The organism is Parapedobacter composti, from assembly GCF_900112315.1.
In the GTDB taxonomy this organism is placed as follows: domain Bacteria; phylum Bacteroidota; class Bacteroidia; order Sphingobacteriales; family Sphingobacteriaceae; genus Parapedobacter; species Parapedobacter composti.
This window is the reverse complement of sequence record NZ_FOLL01000005.1, coordinates 1-23,292: the sequence shown is the minus strand read 5'-3', so window position 1 is coordinate 23,292 and position 23,292 is coordinate 1. Positions and strand designations below refer to the sequence as shown.

Annotated in this window: 23 protein-coding genes, 1 tRNA gene and 1 pseudogene; 20 read left to right on the top strand and 5 right to left on the bottom strand. The window is 51.5% G+C overall.

Annotated features, from left to right (window positions below; translation table 11 throughout):
• Positions 1-11 precede the first annotated feature (11 nt).
• The 10 genes from BM030_RS07345 to BM030_RS07300 all read left to right on the top strand — a co-directional run bounded on the left by BM030_RS07345 (position 12) and on the right by BM030_RS07300 (position 12,057).
• Positions 12-1,838 carry a sensor histidine kinase gene (locus tag BM030_RS07345; protein ID WP_170845655.1) on the top strand — a complete coding sequence of 609 codons (1,827 nt, stop codon included), beginning with the start codon at positions 12-14 and terminating at the stop codon, positions 1,836-1,838.
• Positions 1,816-2,475 carry a response regulator transcription factor gene (locus tag BM030_RS07340; RefSeq protein ID WP_090972771.1) on the top strand — a complete coding sequence of 220 codons (660 nt, stop codon included), beginning with the start codon at positions 1,816-1,818 and terminating at the stop codon, positions 2,473-2,475. Before BM030_RS07345 ends, BM030_RS07340 begins: the two co-directional genes overlap by 23 nt.
• 116 nt (positions 2,476-2,591) lie before the next feature.
• Positions 2,592-3,338, top strand: coding sequence for a hypothetical protein (locus tag BM030_RS07335; protein ID WP_090972769.1), 747 nt, complete (start codon positions 2,592-2,594; stop codon positions 3,336-3,338).
• A gap of 31 nt (positions 3,339-3,369) precedes the next feature.
• The gene (locus BM030_RS20035) at positions 3,370-4,308 is read left to right on the top strand and encodes a coiled-coil domain-containing protein (RefSeq protein ID WP_211657548.1); all 939 of its coding nucleotides are present in this window, start codon (positions 3,370-3,372) and stop codon (positions 4,306-4,308) included.
• A gap of 14 nt (positions 4,309-4,322) precedes the next feature.
• Entirely contained in the window at positions 4,323-6,089 is a 1,767-nt protein-coding gene (locus tag BM030_RS07325; protein WP_090972767.1) for a hypothetical protein, read from the top strand.
• On the top strand, positions 6,086-7,609 hold the full coding sequence (locus BM030_RS07320) for an Hsp70 family protein (RefSeq protein ID WP_090972765.1): 1,524 nt from the start codon (positions 6,086-6,088) through the stop codon (positions 7,607-7,609). The genes BM030_RS07325 and BM030_RS07320 overlap by 4 nt, the downstream gene beginning before the upstream one ends.
• Positions 7,610-7,658: 49 nt before the next feature.
• Positions 7,659-9,476 (top strand): formylglycine-generating enzyme family protein, encoded by a 1,818-nt coding sequence (locus BM030_RS07315; protein ID WP_090972763.1) that lies wholly within the window; start codon positions 7,659-7,661, stop codon positions 9,474-9,476.
• A 271-nt stretch (positions 9,477-9,747) separates the two neighbouring features.
• A complete protein-coding gene (locus tag BM030_RS20175) occupies positions 9,748-11,001 on the top strand; it encodes an energy transducer TonB (protein ID WP_244518756.1) in 1,254 nt (417 codons plus the stop codon).
• 21 nt (positions 11,002-11,022) lie between these two features.
• Entirely contained in the window at positions 11,023-11,901 is an 879-nt protein-coding gene (locus BM030_RS07305) for a hypothetical protein (RefSeq protein ID WP_090972762.1), read from the top strand.
• Between the two features lie 82 nt (positions 11,902-11,983).
• A tRNA-Ala gene (locus BM030_RS07300) sits at positions 11,984-12,057 on the top strand.
• 125 nt (positions 12,058-12,182) lie between these two features.
• On the opposite strand, the pseudogene BM030_RS07295 reads toward BM030_RS07300, so the two are convergent.
• Together BM030_RS07295 and BM030_RS07290 are read right to left on the bottom strand one after the other, a co-directional pair.
• Positions 12,183-13,087 (bottom strand): annotated as a pseudogene (locus BM030_RS07295) (Rpn family recombination-promoting nuclease/putative transposase).
• Positions 13,088-13,171: 84 nt separating this feature from the next.
• On the bottom strand, positions 13,172-13,384 hold the full coding sequence (locus BM030_RS07290; protein ID WP_139215836.1) for a hypothetical protein: 213 nt from the start codon (positions 13,382-13,384) through the stop codon (positions 13,172-13,174).
• A 250-nt stretch (positions 13,385-13,634) separates the two neighbouring features.
• Between BM030_RS07290 and BM030_RS07285 the strand changes: the two genes are divergently transcribed.
• From BM030_RS07285 to BM030_RS07235, 10 genes are all read left to right on the top strand, one after another.
• Complete coding sequence (locus BM030_RS07285) at positions 13,635-13,979, top strand: hypothetical protein (protein ID WP_090972758.1); 345 nt, start codon at positions 13,635-13,637, stop codon at positions 13,977-13,979.
• A gap of 167 nt (positions 13,980-14,146) precedes the next feature.
• The gene (locus BM030_RS07280) at positions 14,147-14,434 is read left to right on the top strand and encodes a hypothetical protein (RefSeq protein ID WP_090972756.1); all 288 of its coding nucleotides are present in this window, start codon (positions 14,147-14,149) and stop codon (positions 14,432-14,434) included.
• Between the two features lie 57 nt (positions 14,435-14,491).
• Positions 14,492-14,812 carry a hypothetical protein gene (locus tag BM030_RS07275; RefSeq protein ID WP_090972753.1) on the top strand — a complete coding sequence of 107 codons (321 nt, stop codon included), beginning with the start codon at positions 14,492-14,494 and terminating at the stop codon, positions 14,810-14,812.
• Positions 14,809-15,069, top strand: a complete 261-nt coding sequence (locus BM030_RS07270) for a thioredoxin domain-containing protein (RefSeq protein ID WP_090972750.1) — start codon at positions 14,809-14,811, stop codon at positions 15,067-15,069. The genes BM030_RS07275 and BM030_RS07270 overlap by 4 nt, the downstream gene beginning before the upstream one ends.
• 469 nt (positions 15,070-15,538) lie before the next feature.
• Entirely contained in the window at positions 15,539-16,744 is a 1,206-nt protein-coding gene (locus tag BM030_RS07260; RefSeq protein ID WP_090972746.1) for a Gfo/Idh/MocA family protein, read from the top strand.
• A gap of 56 nt (positions 16,745-16,800) precedes the next feature.
• Positions 16,801-17,586 carry a beta-carotene 15,15'-monooxygenase gene (locus BM030_RS07255; protein WP_090972743.1) on the top strand — a complete coding sequence of 262 codons (786 nt, stop codon included), beginning with the start codon at positions 16,801-16,803 and terminating at the stop codon, positions 17,584-17,586.
• Between the two features lie 2 nt (positions 17,587-17,588).
• A complete protein-coding gene (locus BM030_RS07250; RefSeq protein ID WP_211657547.1) occupies positions 17,589-18,773 on the top strand; it encodes a 1-deoxy-D-xylulose-5-phosphate reductoisomerase in 1,185 nt (394 codons plus the stop codon).
• Positions 18,774-18,778: 5 nt separating this feature from the next.
• Positions 18,779-20,107: an RIP metalloprotease RseP gene (gene rseP, locus BM030_RS07245; protein WP_090972739.1), complete on the top strand. Its 1,329-nt coding sequence runs from the start codon at positions 18,779-18,781 to the stop codon at positions 20,105-20,107.
• Between the two features lie 12 nt (positions 20,108-20,119).
• The gene (locus tag BM030_RS07240; protein WP_090972737.1) at positions 20,120-20,602 is read left to right on the top strand and encodes a Dabb family protein; all 483 of its coding nucleotides are present in this window, start codon (positions 20,120-20,122) and stop codon (positions 20,600-20,602) included.
• Positions 20,603-20,605: 3 nt separating this feature from the next.
• Positions 20,606-20,797, top strand: coding sequence for a YwbE family protein (locus BM030_RS07235; RefSeq protein WP_090972735.1), 192 nt, complete (start codon positions 20,606-20,608; stop codon positions 20,795-20,797).
• 64 nt (positions 20,798-20,861) lie between these two features.
• Here BM030_RS07235 and BM030_RS07230 read toward each other — a convergent pair whose 3' ends face one another.
• The 3 genes from BM030_RS07230 to BM030_RS19830 all read right to left on the bottom strand — a co-directional run.
• Complete coding sequence (locus BM030_RS07230; RefSeq protein WP_090972733.1) at positions 20,862-21,806, bottom strand: T9SS type B sorting domain-containing protein; 945 nt, start codon at positions 21,804-21,806, stop codon at positions 20,862-20,864.
• 79 nt (positions 21,807-21,885) lie between these two features.
• Positions 21,886-22,860, bottom strand: a complete 975-nt coding sequence (locus BM030_RS07225; RefSeq protein WP_139215835.1) for a hypothetical protein — start codon at positions 22,858-22,860, stop codon at positions 21,886-21,888.
• Between the two features lie 45 nt (positions 22,861-22,905).
• Positions 22,906-23,292 (bottom strand): immunoglobulin domain-containing protein (locus BM030_RS19830; RefSeq protein WP_170845654.1); only part of this gene is annotated, 387 nt, incomplete at its 5' end.

Here is a 23,292-nt window from a genome sequence, read left to right as displayed (position 1 = left end):
TCAGACCGGTTTTGGTCGATTCTTCTGCAACGTATCGCCTCAATGGCCATATCGGGTATTATGAGGACACCACCTTAACGGCTGCACCCGAAGATGTGTTGGCGCATAAACAGGCGGGGCGGCTGGTCCCTATCAATGGCGACGAATACGTCAGCCTGGGCTATACCGACTCGTATTATTGGCTGGTTGTCGACTTGGAAAACACGCTTACAGAATATGTGGATTTATTCCTGTCGATCCCGAGCTCGAGCATAAACCTGCTGGAATTGTACCGATGGAACGCAAAAGACAGTACGCTCACTTTTGTAAGCCGGACAGGCGATCGATTGCCGTTTGCCGAGCGCCCATGGCCCGTCTGGGAGTTTCTTTTCCCGATTCGACTCGAGGGCAATGAGCTATCCACATGGTTGTTCAAGGTCGATAAGCGCGGCCAGAACTTTATTATTAAGACCCAATTGGGCAAAAGGGAAGCCATTTTGCAGCAAGACATTTCAGTATATTCGGCATTTAGCTTTTATGCCGGGATATTCGCATTTGCATTGCTTTTGAATGTGCTGATGTACCTTTCGGTAGGCGACCGTATACATTTGTATTACGCGCTTTATATCTGCTGTTCGGTAACCCTGGTACTGGATGAAGTAGGGCTGACCAAGCAGTGGCTGTTCACCGACCTGGGGCGGCTTCATGATTACGTAAAATCTATCAGTGGCACGTTGAGCTGTGCCCTGCTGATCCAAGTGATGCAACTGTTTACCAACCAGACCGCAGCAAACAGCAGGCTCTACCATTTTACCAATTACTATAAATATTTGCTTTGGGCGCTGGGCATCGCACCTTTTTTCGCGCTGCTCTTCCCCATTGATATTCGAGTGGAAAAGGCAATTTTCTATTCGTCCACTGTACAGGGTATCGTTTCCATGCTCGTGATCATGGTTTGCGTGATCGATCGGATAAGAAGCGGTTTCATCATTGGCTATTATTATTTGCTGGCACTTTTACCGCTGATGATAGGCGGAGTCAATTACGTCTTGCAGGTGATGGGCATTGTGGGAGAGCAATTGTTCAAACCCAACGGGGTTATCGTTGGATTTGCCGCTGAAGTGGTGATTCTTTCCTTTGCGTTTACGTTGCGGTATAACTTTCTGAAGCGCGAAAAGGCACAATTGAAAAAAGAAAACGACCGGATTAGGCAGCAGGCTGTACAACAGGTGTTTCAGGCGCAAGAAGATGAACGCGACCGGCTGGCGAAAGATCTCCATGATGACCTGGGTGGAACCCTGTCTGTCATCCGGCTCAAGGTGACCGACTTCCAGCAGAAACTGAACGGCATGCAACCAGCCGAACAGGAGTCTTTTAATGAAACCATAAACCTCATCACCCGGGCATGTGATGACCTTCGTGAGATATCGCATAGCCTCAAACCTAAGTTCTTTCTGGAGAACGGGCTTATCGGCACTATCAGGGAACGGATTTCCATCCTCAATCGGGCCAGTGCCGTCAACTTCGAATTTGTTTACCAATATACGCAGCGCCGGGATCATGAAACCGAGCTGTCTATTTACCGTATTGTCAATGAGCTAATCAATAATATCACCAAACATTCGTGTGCCACGCAGGCAACTGTGCAACTGGTTGAAACTGCCGGCATGTTAATTATTATCGTGGAAGATAACGGTGTCGGCTTTGACGACAGGGAGACGCCGGACGGCATCGGCCTCAAAAACGTGTATTCGCGTACTCAATACCTTGGCGGCCGCTGTGTAATCGATACGAATAAGAACGGGACAACCATTACGATAGAAATACCTTTACAGGATGATGGAAACCAAACCAATTGATCCAAAAAAGATAAACCTGCTGCTGGTGGATGATCACCAGCTTTTTATCGACGGGTTACGGTCCATTCTGGATAACCACGACCGTTTCGCCGTGTGGCACACCGCCCGTGACGGGCGGGAGGCGCTCCAATTGCTCCAGCATAACCAGCCAGATGTGGTGGTCATGGATCTGAATATGCCGAAGATTGATGGACAGCAAGCAGCCGCCAAAGCCCTGTCAATGTATCCTCGCTTGAAAATCCTCATCGTCTCCATGTATTATACAGCCTCGTTGCAGCACGCGCTGAAAGACATGGGGGTAGGAGGCTTTATACCGAAAGATTCTGACGCTACCGTGCTTATACACGCTATCGAAGAAGTCTATCAGGGGAGGCGTTACTTTGCTCCACAGCCCCGTGGCTCCGCTGCGGACGACGAGAACGATCAGCAAAGCATACGGCAAAAATATAACCTCACCAAGCGCGAAGTGGAAATCATCCGGCTGGTCAGGCAAAATAAGACAACACAGGAGATAGCTGAACACCTATTCGTCAGCCCGTTTACCATAGAAACCCACCGCAGGAACATCTGTGCCAAACTGGATATCAAAGGAAATAACGGATTGTTTCTTTTTGCGCAGCAGCACCTGGATATCTGAGTTCACCGCGATAGACGCAGTTAACTATGTCCGTAGAAATTTAAAAAATACCCAGAAGTGGGTATTTTTATTCATTACCCTAATGATTAGGTTCGCATTGCAAACAACTAATCATCATGGAGGCATTGCCTTTAACCCAGAATCTGTCATCGAACAACCTCTTCAGGTTGCTCAACCTGCCGTTGTCAAGTAAATGGCCGCAGGTAAAGAAAGCATACGAAGTGCGGATCAAGGATTTAGAAAGTCAGCTTGAAAAGCCTGCTCCTGATAGCGATAAGGCAGCTGTAAAGCGCGAGCTCGACAATCTGCAACAAGCTTATAGCGCCTTCTCCGCTCGTATTTCAGAAAAAAATGCCGAACTCTATCAAACGCGCGAAGCGTTGAAGGCATTGGATTTGCCCGAAGGCAGTGATTGGGATGTGGTGCGCGACCGGTTTGAGACGTTGCGGCAACACGGCCAGGAGCAGCCGTACACGTCGGCTTTCCAGCAGCTGGAAGCCAGAAAGCCGTTGCTTATGAGAGACAACAGGACAGGAAAGACATGGGTTGGCGCAGCAATGGCGCTTGGTGCCGCGGGCATCTCCTTGGCCGCTTACCACACGCTGAATGCGGACGAAGCTTCTGAGCTCATGGAAACCGCTTCTCCGGAAGCGGTAACTGATCCGGCAGGCGCTGACAGAACCGCAGTTCCCACACTCGGTACGGATGCGCTTGAAACGGACAGCCTCAACCAATATATCGAAGAAAATTACTCCATTGAACAAGAGCTGCTGAGTATGATTGGAATGGCGCCCGATCAATTGATTAGTCTCACGCTTCAGCGTAAGATGGAGGTCTTTGTTAGCATGGCCAAGAGCGTATAATTCTCACGTAAACCAGATAAATGTCAATAAAATGGAACAATCAGTAGGACAATTGGAAGCTATACTTGCCAATGCAAGCACTGCCCTCGATGAATTGATTGACAAGTCATCAATGATTCAGGGAAAAACCGACGAAATCAATGAAATCCATCAACATGTGCAGGATGTTTCGAATCAGGTGTCGGATGTACTGGAGCAGTCACGTAACGTTTACGGTCAGGTAGAAGGCGTGCGTGATGAATCCACCGCGCTTCGCGAAGAAGTTACCACCCTTCGTGACGAAAGCCAATCTTTGCAAGGAGAAATTACGGCACTGCGGGACGAGTCTATTACGTTACGCGATGAATCCACTGCCTTGCATGGCGAGACGTTGGTCTTGCGCGATGAATCATTGGCTTTGCGCGATGAGAGTACGACGTTGCGCAACGAGTCTACCACGCTCCGTGATGAGTCATTGGTTTTGCGCGATGAGAGTACGACATTGCGCGACGAATCTACCACACTCCGCGATGAGTCGTTGGCGTTGCGCGATGAGAATACGGTGCTGCGCGATGAGTCCACCACACTCCGTGATGAATCATTGGCGTTGCGCGATGAGAACACGGCGTTGCGTGACGAGTCGCTAACACTCCGTGACGAGTCGACCGCTTTGCGTGACGAAAATATCGTCCTTCGCGATGAAAACCAACGGCTTCGTGAAGAAAGCGAGCAACTGCGCAATGAAGCCGAAGGTCTCAAACAGGAAATCGAAACGCTTAAGCAGGACTCGGAATCCTTAAAAGAAGAAATCACGCAACTGCAGAGCGAAGCCAAGAACCAGACGGAGCAGATCAGCAACGACCGGCAGGAGGCCGAAAGCATCCGCTCCGAAATTGAAAACATCCGTTCAGAGGCGCAATCCGTACTGTCTGAAATCGAAAGTCTCCGATCGCAAGCCGCATCCTCCTCTGGTGGTGGCTTTATGTTTTAAATGCATTGCATTGGATGGAAATCGTTTTAAGTCAGGTTTTTATCGGCAGATTTCAAAAAGCTGCTGATAGTCTATTATCGCTGATGCAAAGCTATCCGGGGATGGAGATGGGGCACCATCTCCATTCCCATTTAGCGACGTTGCGCGGACATGCCCGCGAGCGGGTGGCTTTTCCCGTAGAAGTGATCTTGCTGGACAGCCCACAGGAAGAACAGGCGCGCTGGCTGCTGCATTTTCTGCAGCTGGATCAGGCCCAGTATGCCGACCTTACCGAGGCGGTCAGCCAAGCAGAGCGGCGTTTTACGTTTCATGCCCAGCCGGTAGCCGATGGCAATACGGCCTTTGCGTACCGTGTATATACCTCCGCACATTTTCCCGTGCGCGATACGGGCAGTATCCGGCCTACGATGAAGCTTGCCCTTTGGTTTGGCAGGGAAAACCCACCTGCCGATGAGCTCGAACCCATCCAACTGCGGCTGGCTGCAGAGGGCGGCGTATTGGTACATGCTTTCGAATCCGGTAGCCCCTTGTTGCACCACATGGACGACCTCCGTGTGCTGGCACGGCCGTTGGACCAGCTGCCGGAAACCCTCGGGATGCTCATTGAGCAGCAGAAGCTCCAGGAATGCATGCCCCTGGTATATGGCATGGGGCTGGTGCAGGGGCTGGAGCGCATCAGTGAAGCATTCGATCAATTTGTCGCCCAGCAGGAAAAGGACATCCGTACGAAAAAATTCAATGCCCAGCAGGATATCAATGCGGTGAAGCAGGATGAAAAGCTCAATCTCCGCGACCTTTTCCAGCAACTGAAAAGTAATTTGCAGCGCGATTTCAACGAGTTCGAACGCGGCATCAACGATCAATTGCAGCGCATGGGGCAAAAGTACAACAGCCAGTCGCTGATGGCCGCAGTGGAGCGCCAGGTCATGCAGGTGCAACAACTGGAAGAAGAAAACTTCGCCGGCGCCCTCCGTATGCGGCTACCCGCCGGAACGAAGGAGCAACTGCAGCGCACCATCACGCAATCCCTTCGCAGCCAAATCGACCAGGACCTCTTTTCGCTGAAGGAATTTCTCAAACACGAATCGACAGAGACACAGCAGCAGTTGGCCAGACATCAGGTTGAGTTTTCCTATCAGCCCCGCATGCAACTCAACCTGTCGCGCATACAGGGCAACATGCAGGAGTATATCCTGTTTCAGCAGAAATACGAGACCGAGAAAAAGAAATTACAGTTTTTTGATTATAGCCGTGCAGCAATGGGGCCGATTTTGGGCTTGGGCTCATTGTTCATGCTCTCGGCATTGATGGGATTCAATATTCGCCGACTCATCAGTGGTGGCAACAAGTACTTGACAATCCCTATCCTTGTGGCCGTCTGTGGTTACAGTCTCTACAAGTTTATACAAAATACGAAGGCAAGGCGGTTGCACGAATACGATGCCGAGCTCAACCGAATGCGCGAAAGTCTTATCGGCGAGTCCAAAAGCATGATCCGCAAAGTTACCGACGAATGGGGCCGTGAGCTTTCCACGGCTATCCGTGAGGAGCTCAACGGGATGGTCAACCAGCTGGACAGCGCCTTCGCCGCGGCCGCAGAGGAACATAAGGAAAAAATACAGCAGAGCCAACGTTCGGTGCAGCGCCGCATCCAGGGGTTGGAGCAGCGGGAGCGCGGCCACCAGGCGGCGATAAAAAACAAAGATGCGTTTGACCGCTCGCTGGCACAGTTCAAGGGCGAGATATATCAGCAATATCATCAAACCTTAGCTAAGTTATGATTATCGGAATCGACTTAGGAACCACGTATTCACTGGGCGCCACGCTCAATATCGACCACCAGCCTGTGCTGCTGCCGGACAATTCGGACAAGAATGTGCTGTATACGCCCAGCATCCTGCATATCAACGGCAATAACGCCTTCGTGGGGCAGTCGGTGCTGTATATGCTCGAACAGAACCCTGATCTCAACGTGATCCGCTTTTTCAAGCGGTACCTCGGCGATAATAAGGAGCTCTACATGGATATGCAGGGCGAAATCTGGTATCCCGAAGCCGTCGCTGCACTCGTATTGAAAAAAATCAAGTACGACGCCGAGATCTACGCCTCCAATCCGGTGGAGGGGGCCGTCATCACCGTGCCCGCCCATTTCACCGATGCGCAGCGCAAGGCCATCATCAACGCCGCCGCCATGATTGGCCTGCCCGTGATGGGCCTCGTGGAAGAACCCGTAGCCGCGGCGATGCATTATGGCCTCAGTAACCGCTCGGCCGACCGCAATATCCTTGTCTACGACCTGGGGGGCGGCACATTTGATACCACCATCCTCAATATGAACGATAAAGGGTTTTATGTGGTGAGCAAAGACGGAATTACCGACCTTGGCGGCAAGGAATTTGACGAAGCCGTGGCCGAAATCATTCACCAGCAGTTTGAGCAAGCCACCGGCAAGCCCCTGAAATTCAATGGCCGAAAGCTGCAGCAACTCCGCGCTTTTTCGGAGGAGGTGAAGATTGAGCTGTCCATGCCCGGTGTCAACTACATCAAGCGGGTATGCCTCATCGGCGACGAGAGCATCGAGGTGTTCATCACCCGTAGGGAGTTTGAAAAAGCCATCACGAGCCAGGTAGAGCGTACCATCAAAATCCTGAAGCGTTGCATCTCGTCGGCCGGTCTGCATGAGCAGGATATCGACGTACTGCTGCTGGTCGGCGGCTCCTCGATGATTCCCTTCATCCGCCAGTACCTGGCACAGAAGCTGCCCGCACTGGCAGACAAAATCCAGTACCATGAACCCATGAAGGCGGTGGTGTTTGGTGCCGCCATTTATGCCCGTATGCTTGCGGGTAATGGTGCAATGGTTGCCGATATGCCGTCTGAGCTTAAGGGGGTCACCGGTTATAACCTGGCCGTACGCGCCGTAGATACCGACAGCGGGCGCACCATTCTTGATATTATCATCAAGAAAAACCGTCCGCTGCCGCTCAAGGCCAAGAAAACCTATTATACCGCGCCCAACAATGCCGGCAAAATGCGCATCGAGCTGGTGCAGTTTATCGAAGAAGACGATGTGAAGACCATGGGTGTGCTCAACGTCGGACCGTTGCCGAGCAATGAAGCAAATTACCCCATCGAAATCACCCTCGAATATACGGAGGATAACACGGTAATCCTTCAGGCCTATGATCCGAAAACGGGCCGCGAACTGGAAAAGACCTTCGGCAAGGAAGGCATGGGTGCCAACTACCTTGCCGCGCAGAAAAAGCTGGTGCAGAAAGCGTTTATCAATAATGTGATTTGAAAAAAAACGGCCCGATTACCCGTGGCCGAAATCTGATAACTAAAGATAAATGACCAACAAAGAAGCATACGAACGACTGGAGTTACCCGACGGGGCCGACCTGCAGGAAGTGCGGCGCAGATTTGCTGAGCTATACAACGACTACCGGATGCGGATAGACAACGCGCCCACGCCGCGCATGCGGCAGACGTATGAGCAACACCTCGAAGCGGTAAAGGAAGCTTATGCGTTGCTCAACGAGAGCAGTGGCATGGACGACACGGGCGACCTGCCCCGTACCGGGCAGACAGGTACTTTTGAAGAAACTGCGCAAGAGCAGCAACGGAATACCCATGATGGAAAAAACAGCGAGCATATCGACCAGGCCTTGGCTGTGTTTGGGCTTGGGAAGAATTTTCCACAGCAGCAGCTTGCGGCCGCTTGCCAACAGCACATCACCGATCTGAAAACCCAACTTGCGGCTGCGGCACTTCCCGCTATCAAGGCGGCATACGAAAAGGAACTGGCTAAAGCGGAACACGCCTGGGAAACCATCGCAGGCTGGTTGGTTCAACAAACCGCTGCAGCAAACGCTGACGCTAAGCCTAAAGGAGGTGGTGCCGAGCAGCCCCCCGGCCCGGTGAATGCGAAAGACCCGATACCGGAAAAGGCCCATGTGCCCATTCCACCGCAAAAACGCCGAAATGTGCTGTGGTACGTGTTGGGTATAGCGGCGATTTTACTGGCAGGGGTGCTCGTCTGGAAGTTTTCCGGCGACAGCGGTACGGAAGGGCTGGACAGCCCGGCCGCGGGGCAACCCTGGCAACCCACGCACTACATTAGCTCCCAATTGGGAAAAGGCACGCTGGTGCTGCGCAAACGAGCGTTGACAGCCGACGAACAGAAGCAGGTAGCCACCGACGCGGCGCTGAACGGGGAAACCTACGCGGCAACGCTGCGCGCCGGGGATAGTATAGCCGTCATAGCGGAGACCGACGGATATTATGCGGTGCGTCCCAAGGACGGGCAGGAGCGGCTTTACTACTTGCCCAGGGAAGCACGCACCGGTGACTGGATCATCAAGCTTGGGGAGCCGGAGACCCCCAAGGATGAACCCAAGCCCGGGCCCGCTGCACCGCCGATGACGACCCCAAAGGATGAACCGAAACCCAAGCCGGCGCCTGAACCGGCCGCTCCTGCAATCCCCATTCCCGAGACAGTTTATGTAGCCGGAGGTACGTTCCGGATGGGCAGCGATGATGGCGAGAGTGACGAGCAGCCGGTGCACAGTGTTACGTTGAGCAGTTATCGAGTAGGCAAACACGAGGTAACGGTGAGGCAATACCGCGCATTTTGCAACGCCACGGGGCGCAGTATGCCGAGAACGCCAAGCTGGGGATGGATAGATGACCACCCCGCCGTAAACGTAAGCTGGCACGATGCCGTAGCTTACTGCGAGTGGCTGAGCGGCCAGACCGGCCAACCGTACCGGATGCCCACGGAGGCCGAATGGGAGTATGCCGCGCGGGGTGGTAACCGCAGCAATGGCTATACCTACAGCGGCGGAAGTTCTATGGATGGTGTAGGATGGTATAGTGGGAACAGTGGCGGTAAAACGCATCCGGTGGGCAGTAAACGGGCCAACGAGCTGGGTATTTATGACATGAGCGGCAACGTTTGGGAATGGTGTAATGACTGGTATGGCGGAGATTACTATGCCGACAGTCCTAAGGAAAATCCCAGGGGCGCTGCATCCGGTTCTCTCCGCGTGCTTCGCGGTGGCAGCTGGAATTTCGATACTCCCGACTGCCGCGTTGCCTATCGCCTCGGCGACTTCCCGGATGTCCGCCGTGATCACAACGGTTTCCGGATCGTTCTTTCCCAGTAAACAGTCGGGTTGTCTGGCCCTTCATTTTGCGGGCTTCAGCAGATCGCGCACAGGCTATTCACAGGTTCTGGGTGGACATGGGGGTCAGTCCAACGGCGGTTGATGTAATAGGAAAAGGCAGCAGTGAGCGGTTGTATGTAGACGTCGAAAAACCCGATTGCCACCGCTTGAACAACCGAATTGAAGTCATCGCCGCAAATTCAAATTATAGCCGGCCATAGAAACGAGTCGGCAGGAGCTGCATATGAATCACAATTGATAATTAAGAAAAATGACAAAACAAGAAGCATACGAACGACTGGAGTTACCCCAGGGAGCCGACCTGCAAGAAGTGCGGCGCAAATTTGCAGAGCTATACAACGACTACCGGATGCGTATCGATAATGCGCCCACGGCGCGCATGCGGCAGACGTATGAGCAACACCTCGAAGCGGTAAAGGAAGCTTATGCGTTACTCAATGAGAGCGATCGTATGGACGACACGGGGGATCTGCCCCGTACGGCGCAGAGCGGGACTTTCGAAGAGGGTTCCGGGGAAAAGCACCTCATCGGCGACGATGAAACGGCCCCTCAGAACATCGATCGCGCTTTGGCCGTATTCGGACTTTCTGTTCACCAGCCAGCCGCCGTCATCGCGCGTATGGTAAGACAGCATCTTGCCGAACTGCACCAGCAATATATGACGGTGAATCTGCCTGCCGCGAAGGCGGCATATCAGCAGGAAATTACCAAAGCCGAAGCGGCTGAAGCGGTCATCCGGCCTTGGCTGGCGACCCGCCACGCCGAAGCGGAACCAGAGGGGATACCAAATCAGGAAGTACCGGGCACCACCCAGCCGGCAATGTTGGAGGAAACGTCTCGGCAACGGAAAACCGGCGTACCCGTATGGTTATTCGGCTTGCTGGTGGTTGTCGCACTGGGCGGTGGTTATTGGTGGTGGAGTGGTAACGGACGCGTAAAACCGGTAGATGCCGATACGTTGGCCGTAGCGCCGATAGATAGCGCGGCATCGGACTCCACTGCCCGGGCTCCGGCGACTAACAGCAGGTCTGTGGCAACGCTTCAAAAGGATAGCGTTGCCACCGAAGCAATTGAAGATAAAACGCCTGAACGGGCGATTGCAGCAAAAAGCAAGCGGGAGACGGCGCCCACCGCGCAAGCCGGAACATCCGACGCTCAGAGGCGGGAAAGTAACGCGACCGATGAAAAGATATACGAAACCGTAGAGGTGGAGGCGGTACCGCCGGGCGGGATAGCCGCCTTCACGAGATGGGTAGGTGAAAACTATGCTTATCCGGCCGCCGCAATAGAAGCGGGGGTCAACGGGCGCGTAGAAGTGTCATTCGTCGTCGACAGAGACGGTAGCTTGACCGACTTCAAGGTTGTCAGGCATATCGGATTTGGCACGGGGGAAGCACTTATCGAAACGCTTCGGAAATCCCCGAAATGGACTCCGGGGCAACAGAACGGCCGCCCCGTGCGCGTGGCTTATACGCTTCCCATCCGGCTGAACCTGACCGAGTAGCTGATTACATGAAACAGAGCTATGGAAATGACCAAAGAACAAGCTTACAAAAACCTTTCGCTGCCGGAAGGCGCTGATTTGGAAACCATCCGCATCCGCTTTGCAGCGCGTTATTCATTGAGTGACGAGGCGTATGGCCGCTCCCTTGCCGAGGGTATGAAAGCGGTGCATGAACAGCATCTGTATGAACTGGAAACCGCCTATAAGGTGCTCACGGATAGTTCGGTCATCAGCGATATGGGAGCACTGCTGTCCCTGAGCAAAGGTTATATCGCGGAAGGAGGCGATACCCTCGGCGACGGGCAGCCGTCACCGGAAGAAGCGCTGGCTTTTTTTGCGCTCTACCCGCACGACACACCGTTGCAGGCGGAACAACGGTATACGTTATACAAGCGTGAGTTGGAAGAAACCATCGCGCGCACGGGGTTGGAAGCGTCCAGGGAGCCTTTTCGGCAGGAAATTGCCCGTGCGGATAGTTGTCTGCAAGTGGCGGTAAACTATCTCATGGCCAATGAGATGTTCCAGTCCCTTATGCTTTTAGAAGAGCAGGCGGCAGGTGCGGCCAGCGGTGATTCCGCGGCGGAAGAAAGGCAGATGCCCGAAGACAAAACTGCCAACACCAAGTGGCTGGTGTTCGGCGCTCTGGCGTTGCTCGCCTTGGCTGCGGCGGGCAAGCTGTGGTGGACCGATGGCGGCAACGCACGCAAGCAACCGGCCACTGCCTCAGACACAGTGGCTCGCCCGATAACCCCCGGAGCGTCCGGCATGGATACACCTGTTGTTATTTTATCACCCATAGCAGTACCCGATGTCGAACGTCAGGATTCCACCATGCGGCAGGGCAGCGTTTACAAGCAGGCAGTTACCAAGGGTGCTGACCCGATATCACCGAAAGACTGATGAGGCGCGAATTCTTTTATAATTCAGTTCAATTTTTTTTGCATATAAAAGTAACATTGCCTAAGTTTGCAGTCCGAAAAATGGGGGTTTAGCTCAGCTGGCTAGAGCGCTTGCATGGCATGCAAGAGGTCACCGGTTCGAATCCGGTATCCTCCACTTAGTTGCCTCCATATTCACTATATGGCTTAGGGGCTTCGCTGACCGCGTAATCCAAGATAGCCTTTTTGTCCCACTTTTGTTTTAGACTGGTATCAATCATAAGGCTGGCATATTAAGCGGCGCTAAAGTTTTTCCACTTTCTCCGCGGGCAACTCAAGTATGTCTGCAATCATGTAGACATCAAAACCACTTTGTTTCATCTTTAAGGCTGATTTCAGTTTCTCTGCCTCTGCCTTAGCGCGTTCTTCTTCGCGGGTTTTAGTAGTAGCCTCCTTTACGGCTTCGCTGACCGCGTAATCCAACACGGCTTTGTTGTCCCATTTGCGTTTCAGACTTGCATCATACATGGCCTTTTCCTCCCTTGTTAAATTGGCGTACTCCGCCACGTTAAACAGTTTCTCGAAAATCGGCTTGCGGGTGTAGATCGACACCTTATCCATGCTGCTCATGTTTTTCAATACATAGAGCCACCTTTCGAGGTCTGTCTCCGCTTCATCCTCCGTTTTCACAAAATTAACCAATTCGATGGATATATACCCCAATCCATCGTAGAAAACTTTTCCTGTCTCCCTCTCGCTCAAACAAATATCGTGCAAATAGCGGTCGTCACTCACAGCATCCAGCGTGAAGTCTTCCAACAAGGCTATGAGGTATACCTCTTTTACGTCATAGGCCCACTCGGAGCGGCGGCCCTTGGGTGCCTGTTCGGTGATAAGACGACTGGTGTAGAATACGGCGCGCTGCTTGAAATTGCCCTGCTTGCCGCGTTGCACCTCTATAATGAAGCACTCGCCATCATCCCCGGTACAGGTGAGGTCGAAGATGGCCGCCCCCTCGTCCTTAGTTTCGCCGTGATGCTCGTTTTTGTTGTAGGTCAAACAACGATGTTCTTGCGCCCGCGGAAAATACTATTGAGCAAGGCAATGAGCAAGTCCTTGTTGGGTTCGGTTCCGAAGAGCTTTTTGAAACCAAAATCTGTAAGAGGGTCAATGTACAAGCCCACTTTCGGTTGTTGTGGATTGGTCATAGGACAAATTTAAGATTTCCAACTTATATTTGCGTGAAACGATCAAGTCTATTAAAATCAATCATTGCTGTCCCTCAATATCTTTTAAGTGGACAGCAATGTTATGACATCATAATATTCGATACCAAGGCCGGTTTTTTCCACAAATTCCTCTTTCGGTAAAGTAAAGGAAAACACGCCGTCTTTGAGTTCCACGTACTTAGCAACCATCAATTGAATCTTCTTTATCGTTTCCTTTTGTTCGGGTGTCCTTAAACTATCCGGCGTACTGGAAAGTGCCATCAGAACGGAATCCATAGGCTGTTTTTTCGTAGCGGTGGAATCCCGGCTTTGGAGTGCCGATGCATTTCCCGTTGGCTGACAACCGTACAACACGACCGATAAAAAGAAAAGGCGAAATATAGTTTTCATGACGCGAATTACTCCCTGTAATTTTTGGCACGGTATCAGGCTCCGATGCAGCGAGTAGCGGTGTAGCGTTTTCTGTCATTCATACGTTTACAATACACACCGATTGGTCAAACGCTCATAAGAATTTACTTGCATCATGAATAGTTTCAAAACAAAAACGTTCTCCAAGGCTTTTTGCTCAATCGCCGCCATCGGCATGCTAATGGCTTCCTGTTCCAAAAACGATTCCGATGTCGTCGATGTCGACTGTTTAGCGCATCTCAATCCCGATACCCTGCGGTTTGTCGTGCTTGGTAAGGAATCAGGGGCTGACCTATTTTTCTCCGATAGCCCGGTTTATGATACCACCGAACTCAAATTGTTCAGGAAAGGGGCGGGCAGCGCACTTGAACCAGCCCACCAGGGCATAGCGGAAAACCGGGGGAATATCCATTTTTTCAGCTACGTCTATCCTGCCCCGACACCCTTTTCATGCAGATAGCTGACCAACCACTTGACACTATCGCTTTTACGGGGGAAGTCGCTTACAGACCGTGCCCACAGTCCCTTTTAGTTGAGGTGACATTCAATAGCGAAGCGCCCCAAACGGAAGCGCATGGAAGAATTGTGCCCCTTTACAGAAAGGAATAACGAAATGTGCCGCATACAATGGGAGGGTCTGCGGGAATGGTGGAACCGTATGTCATCTTGCACATCCTGCCGGGCATGGAATACCGGAATGGCGACCGTTTGCTGTATATCGGCATAGGCAGGAACGGCAACGGTTTCAGGGAGCTCAACGAACTTATGACCGATGTAAATGTCAACGGCGGCACCTTGCCCGAGGTAGCGCCCGCATTTTCAGGCGTGTTCATTTGGCTCTTCCGCTATCGACAAGAAAATTCTTGCTCGGACCTCGGCAAAGGATTTGCTTTTATCGGACGACAATATCATTGAGTGGTAGGCGACAATGATTGGCAATATTATTAATAAATTTGCCATAAACAGATGATAATGCGTATCACAATTAAACTATCGGTCGGTTTTGCATTGTTGGCCCAGCTAATTTTTAAATCCGGACTTCTTTTTGCCCAGAACCCCGAATTGCTTAAAAAACTTGAGCAATATCCGGATAGCCTGGAGCTACATCAAGAATTCATCGAACAGGCTAAAAGCAACATGGATACGCTGATTTCGCAGTACGAAAAACTGCGGGAGAAATTTCCGGCATCCCCCACAATTCCATACACGCTGGGAAAGGCTTTATTTTATCGTAGCCCTGCGGGCCTTGCCATGCCGAGTTCCCCCACTTTGAAGCTGTTTTGCAAAAAATGAAGGGGCAGCATGAAATCGCATATATCGGTGTGAATATCGTACATGACCAAGATGACTATGTCATGCCATTCATCAAAAAAGGGAGTACCTCTTTCATTCCGATGAAAGATTCCCCAGATGAACGGGGGAATTTGGTCGCTGAAGCGGCGCCCACGAATTACCTTATTGATAAAGATGGGCGGATCGTGTTCAGAGACTTCCTTATCAACGACAAGAACCGGGGCCTTCTGGAGCTGATGATCTGGCTTGTCGGGTGAAGGGGATATGGTTCAATGCCGGTACAATCGCGGAGTGGTACAGGAAAACGTTTTTTGTACCTTGGTAAACATGCATCGATGAATGCGGCTGGCTGGGCAGGGACGTCGTCGGAACCTGAAACCTTGGTAGCTTTCTCCCGACTTTTTACTGACTTTCTCCCCACTATTTCCCGCCGTATCTTTGGGACTGCTTTGCCCCTGCTTTGCTTTTTCTTTGGAATTTTGTGGACACGCCGTGGACCAGCCCAAAGCGGACCGTGGGAGACGGGGGAATTTGGTCAGAAGAAAGGGGGTAGTTAAGGAGCTGTTGGCATGCTATAAGATTAGGGTTGCATGGCTATCCGAGATATCATGTCGCTGCCGATAAAACAATGGTATAATCTACCCATCGTATCGGCGACGGCTTTCCAGAAAGATTGCATAAGATGCATGTTTTCGTTATCTTTGTGTCAATCCTTTACGTTTTCCAATGAACAGAAAGCATTTTTTACAGCATATCGGGCTTTTGGGGGCCGGTGTAGCGGCCAGCCGTTACGGATTTAGCAATTCCACTGTTCATGCAGTTGCAGATGAACTCATCAAAATAGGTGTCATCGGATGCGGCGACAGGGGAAAAGGAATCATGCATACGATAAAAAACAATGTTTCACAGCGGCTCAGAACGGTCGCATGCTGCGATATGATGGACTTCCGTTTGGAGGAGGCGAAAAAAATAGCTCCTTCCGCAACGGTATATCGCGATTACAGGCATCTGCTGGATAACCCGGCTGTGGACGCCGTGGTCATTGCCGTGCCGCTCCATCAGCACTTCGCGATTGCCAGGGATGCGTTGTTGGCCGGAAAGCATGTATACCTGGAAAAGACGATGACCTTTACGATACCGGAAGCGCTTGAACTTGTAAAGCTGGTCGGCAGCCGTCCATCACAGGTATTACAGGTAGGATATCAATACCGTTATTCGCCGCTCTACCTCCGGGTTAAAGAGCTGATCCAACGGGGAGATTTGGGCGACGTGACACAGGTGGACTGCCGTTGGGACCGGAACAATGACTGGCGCCGCAGTGTGCCGGACCCGGCTATGGAACGGCTCATCAACTGGCGCTTGTACAAGGAATATTCCGGAGGATTGGTGGCTGAACTGCTTTCCCATCAAATGGATTTCATCCATTGGGTGTTTGACACCCATCCTGACGAGATAATGGGATTCGGTGGAGTGGACGTTTACCGCGATGGCCGGGAAACTTACGATAACGTGCAACTGATTCTGCGGTACAACAAGCAGGGTATGATTGGTAATTTCGGTACAACGCTTGGCAATGCGCGCGATGGGTTTTCTTTCCGGATTAAAGGTACCAAGGGCACCATCTCATTACTTTTTGATACGGGAAGGTACTACCCCGAGTCGGGCGTAGCCGTCTCCCGGGGGATTGTGGATGGCGTAACCGGGGCAACCGCTGTAACGGGGGAGAAAGCGGATGGATTTCCGATACTTCCTGAACGCACGAAGGACGGCACCATATATGCGTTGGAAGACTTTCACCAGTCTATTCTTACCGGTAAGCTGCCGCTATCCAACGTCCATACCGGAGCTAAAGGTGCGATCTGTGCATCGCTGGCCAACCAAAGCCTTTATACCGGCGAACCCCGCTACTGGAAATCGGAATATTCGGTTTGAGGTTTTAAAATAGCAAAACTTTATCCCACCTTTGCACTAAGTTTTTCTGCTATTTGATGATAGAATTTTTAAAGGAGAGTACATTTGCCGTAAATGAAGTGATTGGCCGATCATGGGGTTTGCTGAAGAAGCATTACTTTGCTATCGCCGGTCTATGTTTCCTGCTGTTCATAACATCCAATACGTCCGGCATTCTTGCTTTTTATTTCAGCGAGGTGAATCCATTCTTGAGTGTGTTCATGGCATTCCTCTTCGTTATCCTGTACTTCGGGGCACAGCTTACGCTGTTCAAATATATCTTTACGCTTATTGACAAACGGGAAGCCGTTAAATTGTGGGACGCCATTCCCAGCACGAAGGAATTACTGTATTTTTTCACTGGAATGGTCAGTATCGCATTGTTGGCTTTACTGTTTTATCTGGTGATCTCCGTGGTTGCTTTTCCGCTGGTGTACGCAAACATCGAGGTGTCACTGATGGTTAATATCGCCCGGCTCGTCTCTGCCGCTGTGATTTTTCTTTTTTTGCTCCGTGTGGCGTTCTACCCTTTTTTTATTATCGAACGGCAGGCCGAACCATTCCGTGCGCTTCGGCTTAGTTTTGCGCTTACGCGGGGAAATGTTACTAAATTGTTGCTCATCTTGGCGTTTTTTGCCATTTTGCACCTTTTATATTTGTATTTCAATTATACTGGATATCCAATGGTGTCTACGGCATTAAGCTTGCTCAATTCATTTTTGGTTGCGCCGCTTTCCAGCGTGGTCATCGCGGTGGCTTACCGCAACATGATGGACGATTATCATGGGGGGGACGACCCAGAGGTGATGAAGAATATTATTTAGTGGTGAAGAAAAAGCAATTGGCCATATTAGGTGCCACGGGCAGCATCGGCACACAGGCGCTCGAAGTGGTGCGGGCCAACCCCGATAGATTTGTTATACAGGTGCTCACTGCGGCTGCCAACGCTGAATTGCTTATTCAACAGGCGTTGGAGTTCCGCCCGCGGGCGGTTGTCATAGCGGATGAACGGAAGTATGCTGAGGTTAAGAAGGCGCTTGCAGGGACATCGACAGCAGTTCTTGCCGGAAATGCGGCGCTTGAAGAAGTGGTGCAGGGGGATGGGATAGACTTGGTGCTTACCGCACTGGTCGGGTCGGCGGGGTTGCGACCCACGGTTGCGGCGATCCGGGCAGGGAAAGATATTGCATTGGCAAACAAAGAAACCTTGGTGGTGGCCGGCCAGTTAGTGATGGCGCTGGTTGAAAAGCACGGCGTCAACCTGCTGCCTGTGGATTCGGAGCATTCAGCTATCTTTCAATGCTTAGTGGGCGAAGACAGCAACTCCGTTGAGAAAATATACCTCACCGCGTCTGGCGGGCCTTTCCGTGGGAAAAGCCGCGAATACCTGGCTACCGTAAGCCATGAACAGGCCCTTCGGCACCCTAACTGGGTGATGGGCGCTAAAATCACGATCGATTCCGCAACGTTAATGAATAAGGGGTTGGAGGTCATCGAGGCGAAATGGTTGTTCGGCTTGGATATCCGGCAGATTGACGTCGTGGTGCACCCCCAATCCATTGTACATTCATTGGTGCAGTTCGCCGATGGCAGCATCAAAGCGCAGCTCGGATTACCTGACATGAGGTTACCCATCCAATATGCGCTGATGTATCCGGAACGGGTGAAAAACAGTTTTAAACGGTTCAGTTTCATAGCGTATCCGGAATTTACCTTTGAACAGCCTGACAGGCAGACTTTCCGTAATCTGGCATTGGCATACCACGCCATGGAAAGGGGAGGTAACGTGCCATGCATACTCAATGCAGCGAACGAAGTGGTGGTAGCCGAATTTCTGAAAGGCAAGGTCGGTTTTCTGCAAATGAGCGACATCATCGAGGAAACCATGCAGGCAGTGGACCATCTGCCCTTGCCTTCATTGGACGACTATATGGCAACGGACAGTAAAAGCCGTGAAATAGCAACGGCATTAGTAACAAAAAGCAAAAACTTATATCATATCGTAAAATAAATTAAATGGGTGTATTGGTAATGATTGGGCAGGTGCTATTGGGCCTGTCGATATTGATAGTGTTGCATGAGCTGGGCCATTTTCTGGCGGCCCGCGCATTCGGGATTAAGGTTGAAAAGTTTTACTTGTTTTTTGACGCCTGGGGCGTAAAACTATTTAAATTCAATTATAAAGGATGCGAGTACGGCATCGGATGGCTGCCCTTGGGCGGTTACGTGAAAATAGCCGGCATGATAGACGAGTCCATGGATACGGAGCAGCTTAAAGCCGACCCGCAGCCCTGGGAATTCCGCTCTAAACCGGCATGGCAGCGCCTCATCGTTATGCTGGGCGGTATAATCGTCAACATCATACTGGGGATGTTCATCTTCTGGATGCTTACCTTCAAATACGGCGAGACGTATATAGACAATACGAAATTGGAAAACGGCATCGTCCCCGGTATTATCGGTAAGAAGATAGGGTTACAGGTCGGCGACCGCATTACGGAAATCGACGGACAGCCGGTGCTCCGGTTTGATGAACTCATCAGTTCAAAAGTCTTAATGGGAAACACCGTCCTTACGGTTGAGCGCGACGGAAAGGAAATTAACGTAGCCGTACCGGGTGACATCTTAAATGATGTAGCGGACTACGACAGAAATGAGTTCGTGGGCGTCCGTTCCCGCACGATGTCTGTAGACACGGTGCTTGCCGGAAGCGCGGCAGAAACGGCGGGCATCCGTAAAGGCGACAGCATTATCGCCGTTAATGGCCAGCCCGCGCCGTTCTGGGATCAGGTGCGCGAAGCGATTAACCAAAATGCAGGGAAGACGGTGTCATTGTTGGTACTGCGAGGAGGGGATTCGACAGCCATCCGGGCCGGTGTGCCGCAGGACGGCACGCTGGGATTTTCGATTAAGCCCGATACGGATTTGCCCTATATCACCGCCCGATACGGTCTTTTTGCGTCATTGCCGGTTGGCGCGGCCAAGGCCTGGGGCACACTGATAGACAACGCCAAAGGCCTGGGGAAAATAGCCAAAGGCGAACTCCGGGCGGATAAAGCCATTTCCGGCCCCGTAGCCATTGCCACGATGTTTGGTTCAGAAGTTAACTGGATTAAATTCTGGACGTTGGTGGGGCTGCTCTCCATGGCGTTGGCGCTAATGAATTTGTTGCCGATACCTGCGCTGGACGGAGGGCATGTGTTGTTTTTGCTGATAGAGATGATCCAAGGTAAGCCCCTAAGCGATAAGTTTCTGGAAAAAGCTCAAATTGCCGGTTTCTTTATCCTATTGGCGCTGATGGTGTTCGTTTTTGGCAATGACATTATGAAAATTGTGAATAAATAATACACTCACATTATGGAAAGACGTCATTTTATCAAACAGGCAGGAGCAGCCGTAGCCCTTGCCGGCGTAGGCGGCGGAGTCATTGCCGCTTGTAACCCACCAGCATCGAATCAGTCACAGCAAGACGGTGAAACAAATGAAAACCAAGGAATTTCAACAACCATGGAAAATAAGGAAGTGATTGCACATTATGTGCTTTTTTGGCTAAAGGAAGAATTGTCAGAACAGGAAATTGCTGATTTCGCAGGGTTTTTTGAGGAGTTGAAAGCCATCCCCGGAATCAAGTCTCTGCATTACGGCCGCGCGGCACAAACGCACCCAAGGGAGGTGGTAGACAACAGTTTTACGTATAACCTGCTCGTGTATTTCGACACGATGGACGATATCAACACCTACGAGACGCATCCCGTTCACTTGGAGGCCATTGAGAAGTATTCCAAATTCTGGACCAAGGTTGTGGTGCATGATTCGTGGTTGAAACAAGCCGTTATTTAAGCTGTGGACGGAAAATACCGTAAAGACATTTATCCGGGCTTGGAAGTTGCCATCATCCTCAAGAAAGATCAGCGTACTGGTAAGCGTACCGAAGGGGTGGTGAAAGACATCCTTACTTCCGCTCCCTTTCATTCACGGGGTATCAAAGTGAGGTTGGAAGATGGGCAGGTAGGGCGCGTAGCTGAGATTTTGTAGCCAGAAGGATACAGGCAGGCAATGAGGGTTTGGATGCTTACGGCATGCGCGTTGCTGAAAGCGGTTAATTGCTTGCCGTCCGTATGATAGTGATAAAGCCCTTGAATGTTTGCCAGCGGCCGGTATGAAGGCGGCACTCAAAAGCGTAGTAGTATGTACCTTCAGCCAAGCCGCCACCGTCCCAGTCGCCCTTATACGGACTGGCTTTAAACACCTCGTTGCCCCAGCGGTTGAAGATAACGATGCGGTTTTCCGGAAACAGTTCCAGTCCGCGGATACGGAACTGGTCATTCAAGCCATCCCCGTTGGGCGTAAACGTATTCGGTATACTTAGGGCGATAATTTCCACCATTGCCACCGCTTCATTGTCGGCCGGATTGGTATCCGTTTCGCTGCTCGCTACTATCGCGAGCTGCGATGTATTTCCCTCGCTTTCGGCCCGTACACCGATGGTCAGCGTCTGAGACTGCCCCGGAGCGATGTCGCCGGGCAGCCATGTGAGCTCCCGCGCCGGAGCATTGTAGGCGGTTTGACCTGCGTAGCTGCCTATAATGCTTTCATACAATACCTGCTGCGGAAGCACAGCCTTCACCGTGACACCGGTAGCTATGTGGGCGCCGTTGTTCACCACAAAGAGTTGGTAAGAGAATGTACTGCCAACCAGTACCGTAGGTTGGTCAGGGGTATTGCGGATATGCATGTCAACGGTCACCGGCCCGCCGCCATCAGCATCCATGGTCACTTCTACTGGATCTGACATGTCTGAGTTGCAATCATTGCCCAGTGCCATGACCGTATACGTGCCAGCTTCAGCGACTGTGAGCCGCTGGTCGTGAAAGCCGTTTATCGGCTCCCCGTCGCGGAACCACAGGTAGGATCGGGCGTTCGTTGCATCAGCGCGCAGGATAACGGAGTTGCCCTGCACCAGGTGCACAGACTGGCCCTGTTGTGCCGTGAGCGTTGCCGCGGACATCAACAACAACAAAGCCGATATATACTTCCTGACCATCAAATGGCATGAATTATCATAAACAGTTGTCTTGAATGCTTAGCATGCATCAAGACAACTGTTTAAACGTTTATCGCTGTTAGTCGACATGATTTTCGATGGTGATCGTCGGTCTGCCAGGTTGCGGAGTTATCGTGATTTCCAAATCCTCACCGGCGGTGCCTTGAGCACGGCCGACATACCTTACATAATCTCTCGTTCCGGCGTCCTTGGCGGCGTACTGCACTTCAACTTCAAAAATATAGGTGCCATGTCCATTATAGCCATCCTGTCCGGGTGCCAGGTTTACCTGATAGTTTGCATTGGTAGCACCGGTGATGGCCGTGCGGGTTCCTGGTGTTCCATCACTGTTCAGCAAGATGGAATACCATTGGTAGTTATACGTAAAGTCGGCCGTTTCCGGTGACGGAAAGTCATCATTTACCGGTTTGTACGTGCCTGTCTCGCCGCCAACAGACGCGGTTTTGAACGCCAGTTCATTTGACAGGATGACGGCATCTGCATCTTGTGGTACTTCTGCTTCGCAATATTCCCGTATGGTGCTTGAGCCAGTGGCCAATCCTGCCGAAACGGATAGTGGGGGCAATACATAGACCACGTAATCCTGCCATTCTGCCGACAAACATTCGCTGGTACCTTCACCCACAAATCCCAAAAGGCGGAATACATGGTAGCCCGGAGCTAAGGCTTCTTCATTGCCGCCGGGACCGATGACGTACCTGCCATGATTGGTTGTAGCAGGAATATCGATTTCACCGTAAGTGGAACCATCCGTGCGGACGCGGGACCATCGGAATGTTTCGAATTCGATGTCATTGTCGTCCTTAAGGCTGGGCGAGATGATAAAGGTTGGCCCCCCGGTAGCCGGATTGTAAAATAACACCGTGGCACCTTCTGGCACGGTGTTGCCTGCTGCCGGCTTTGCACCCACATCTAAATCCGCCGGCGCGCCTATAGGGGGCGTAAATGTTTGTGCAAGGGCTGTAAACGTAGCCCCTGTTGTCAATAACAGCATCATCAGTGCTGCTTTTTTCATGTTCGTTGTCGCCTTCATAATCATGTTGTTTAGATATTCACTTGTTGAGTTATGTATGCTTGTTTAATTTGCTATATCGGAAACCGTAAGGTTCAGTTTTGGGGGAGGTGGAGTGACGATAGCTTCCACCTGTACGCGGGGAGAGATACAACCCGTAACCTTATCGACTGCTTCGATATAATAAGTTCCGCCCGTTGTCACCACAGAGGTGCCGAGCGCCGTGCCACCTGACGGCGATGTGTAAAATCGGTATTCGTAATAATCCGGTTGGTAGTTTGCTATGGCGCCCAGCAAATCCACGGAGCCACATGCTGTTAGCGTATCCGTTAATAGTGCAGAATCTTCGATTAAGGCGACGCGCGGTAAGCGGCTTACCTCATAAACGCGTAAGGATGTCAACGCCGTAACCGTGTTGTCAAAACGAAGTTCAACCCTGTCAAAAGGGTTGTC

Coding starts and splice junctions, on each gene's coding strand:
- BM030_RS07340 (WP_090972771.1), top strand. CDS start 1,816: ATGATGGAAACCAAACCAATTGATCCAAAAAAGATAAACCTGCTGCTG.
- BM030_RS07335 (WP_090972769.1), top strand. CDS start 2,592: ATGGAGGCATTGCCTTTAACCCAGAATCTGTCATCGAACAACCTCTTC.
- BM030_RS20035 (WP_211657548.1), top strand. CDS start 3,370: ATGGAACAATCAGTAGGACAATTGGAAGCTATACTTGCCAATGCAAGC.
- BM030_RS07325 (WP_090972767.1), top strand. CDS start 4,323: ATGGAAATCGTTTTAAGTCAGGTTTTTATCGGCAGATTTCAAAAAGCT.
- BM030_RS07320 (WP_090972765.1), top strand. CDS start 6,086: ATGATTATCGGAATCGACTTAGGAACCACGTATTCACTGGGCGCCACG.
- BM030_RS07315 (WP_090972763.1), top strand. CDS start 7,659: ATGACCAACAAAGAAGCATACGAACGACTGGAGTTACCCGACGGGGCC.
- BM030_RS20175 (WP_244518756.1), top strand. CDS start 9,748: ATGACAAAACAAGAAGCATACGAACGACTGGAGTTACCCCAGGGAGCC.
- BM030_RS07305 (WP_090972762.1), top strand. CDS start 11,023: ATGGAAATGACCAAAGAACAAGCTTACAAAAACCTTTCGCTGCCGGAA.
- BM030_RS07290 (WP_139215836.1), bottom strand. CDS start 13,384: ATGGATTCCGTTCTGATGGCACTTTCCAGTACGCCGGATAGTTTAAGG.
- BM030_RS07285 (WP_090972758.1), top strand. CDS start 13,635: ATGAATAGTTTCAAAACAAAAACGTTCTCCAAGGCTTTTTGCTCAATC.
- BM030_RS07280 (WP_090972756.1), top strand. CDS start 14,147: ATGGGAGGGTCTGCGGGAATGGTGGAACCGTATGTCATCTTGCACATC.
- BM030_RS07275 (WP_090972753.1), top strand. CDS start 14,492: ATGCGTATCACAATTAAACTATCGGTCGGTTTTGCATTGTTGGCCCAG.
- BM030_RS07270 (WP_090972750.1), top strand. CDS start 14,809: ATGAAGGGGCAGCATGAAATCGCATATATCGGTGTGAATATCGTACAT.
- BM030_RS07260 (WP_090972746.1), top strand. CDS start 15,539: ATGAACAGAAAGCATTTTTTACAGCATATCGGGCTTTTGGGGGCCGGT.
- BM030_RS07255 (WP_090972743.1), top strand. CDS start 16,801: ATGATAGAATTTTTAAAGGAGAGTACATTTGCCGTAAATGAAGTGATT.
- rseP (WP_090972739.1), top strand. CDS start 18,779: ATGGGTGTATTGGTAATGATTGGGCAGGTGCTATTGGGCCTGTCGATA.
- BM030_RS07240 (WP_090972737.1), top strand. CDS start 20,120: ATGGAAAGACGTCATTTTATCAAACAGGCAGGAGCAGCCGTAGCCCTT.
- BM030_RS07230 (WP_090972733.1), bottom strand. CDS start 21,806: ATGGTCAGGAAGTATATATCGGCTTTGTTGTTGTTGATGTCCGCGGCA.
- BM030_RS07225 (WP_139215835.1), bottom strand. CDS start 22,860: ATGAAGGCGACAACGAACATGAAAAAAGCAGCACTGATGATGCTGTTA.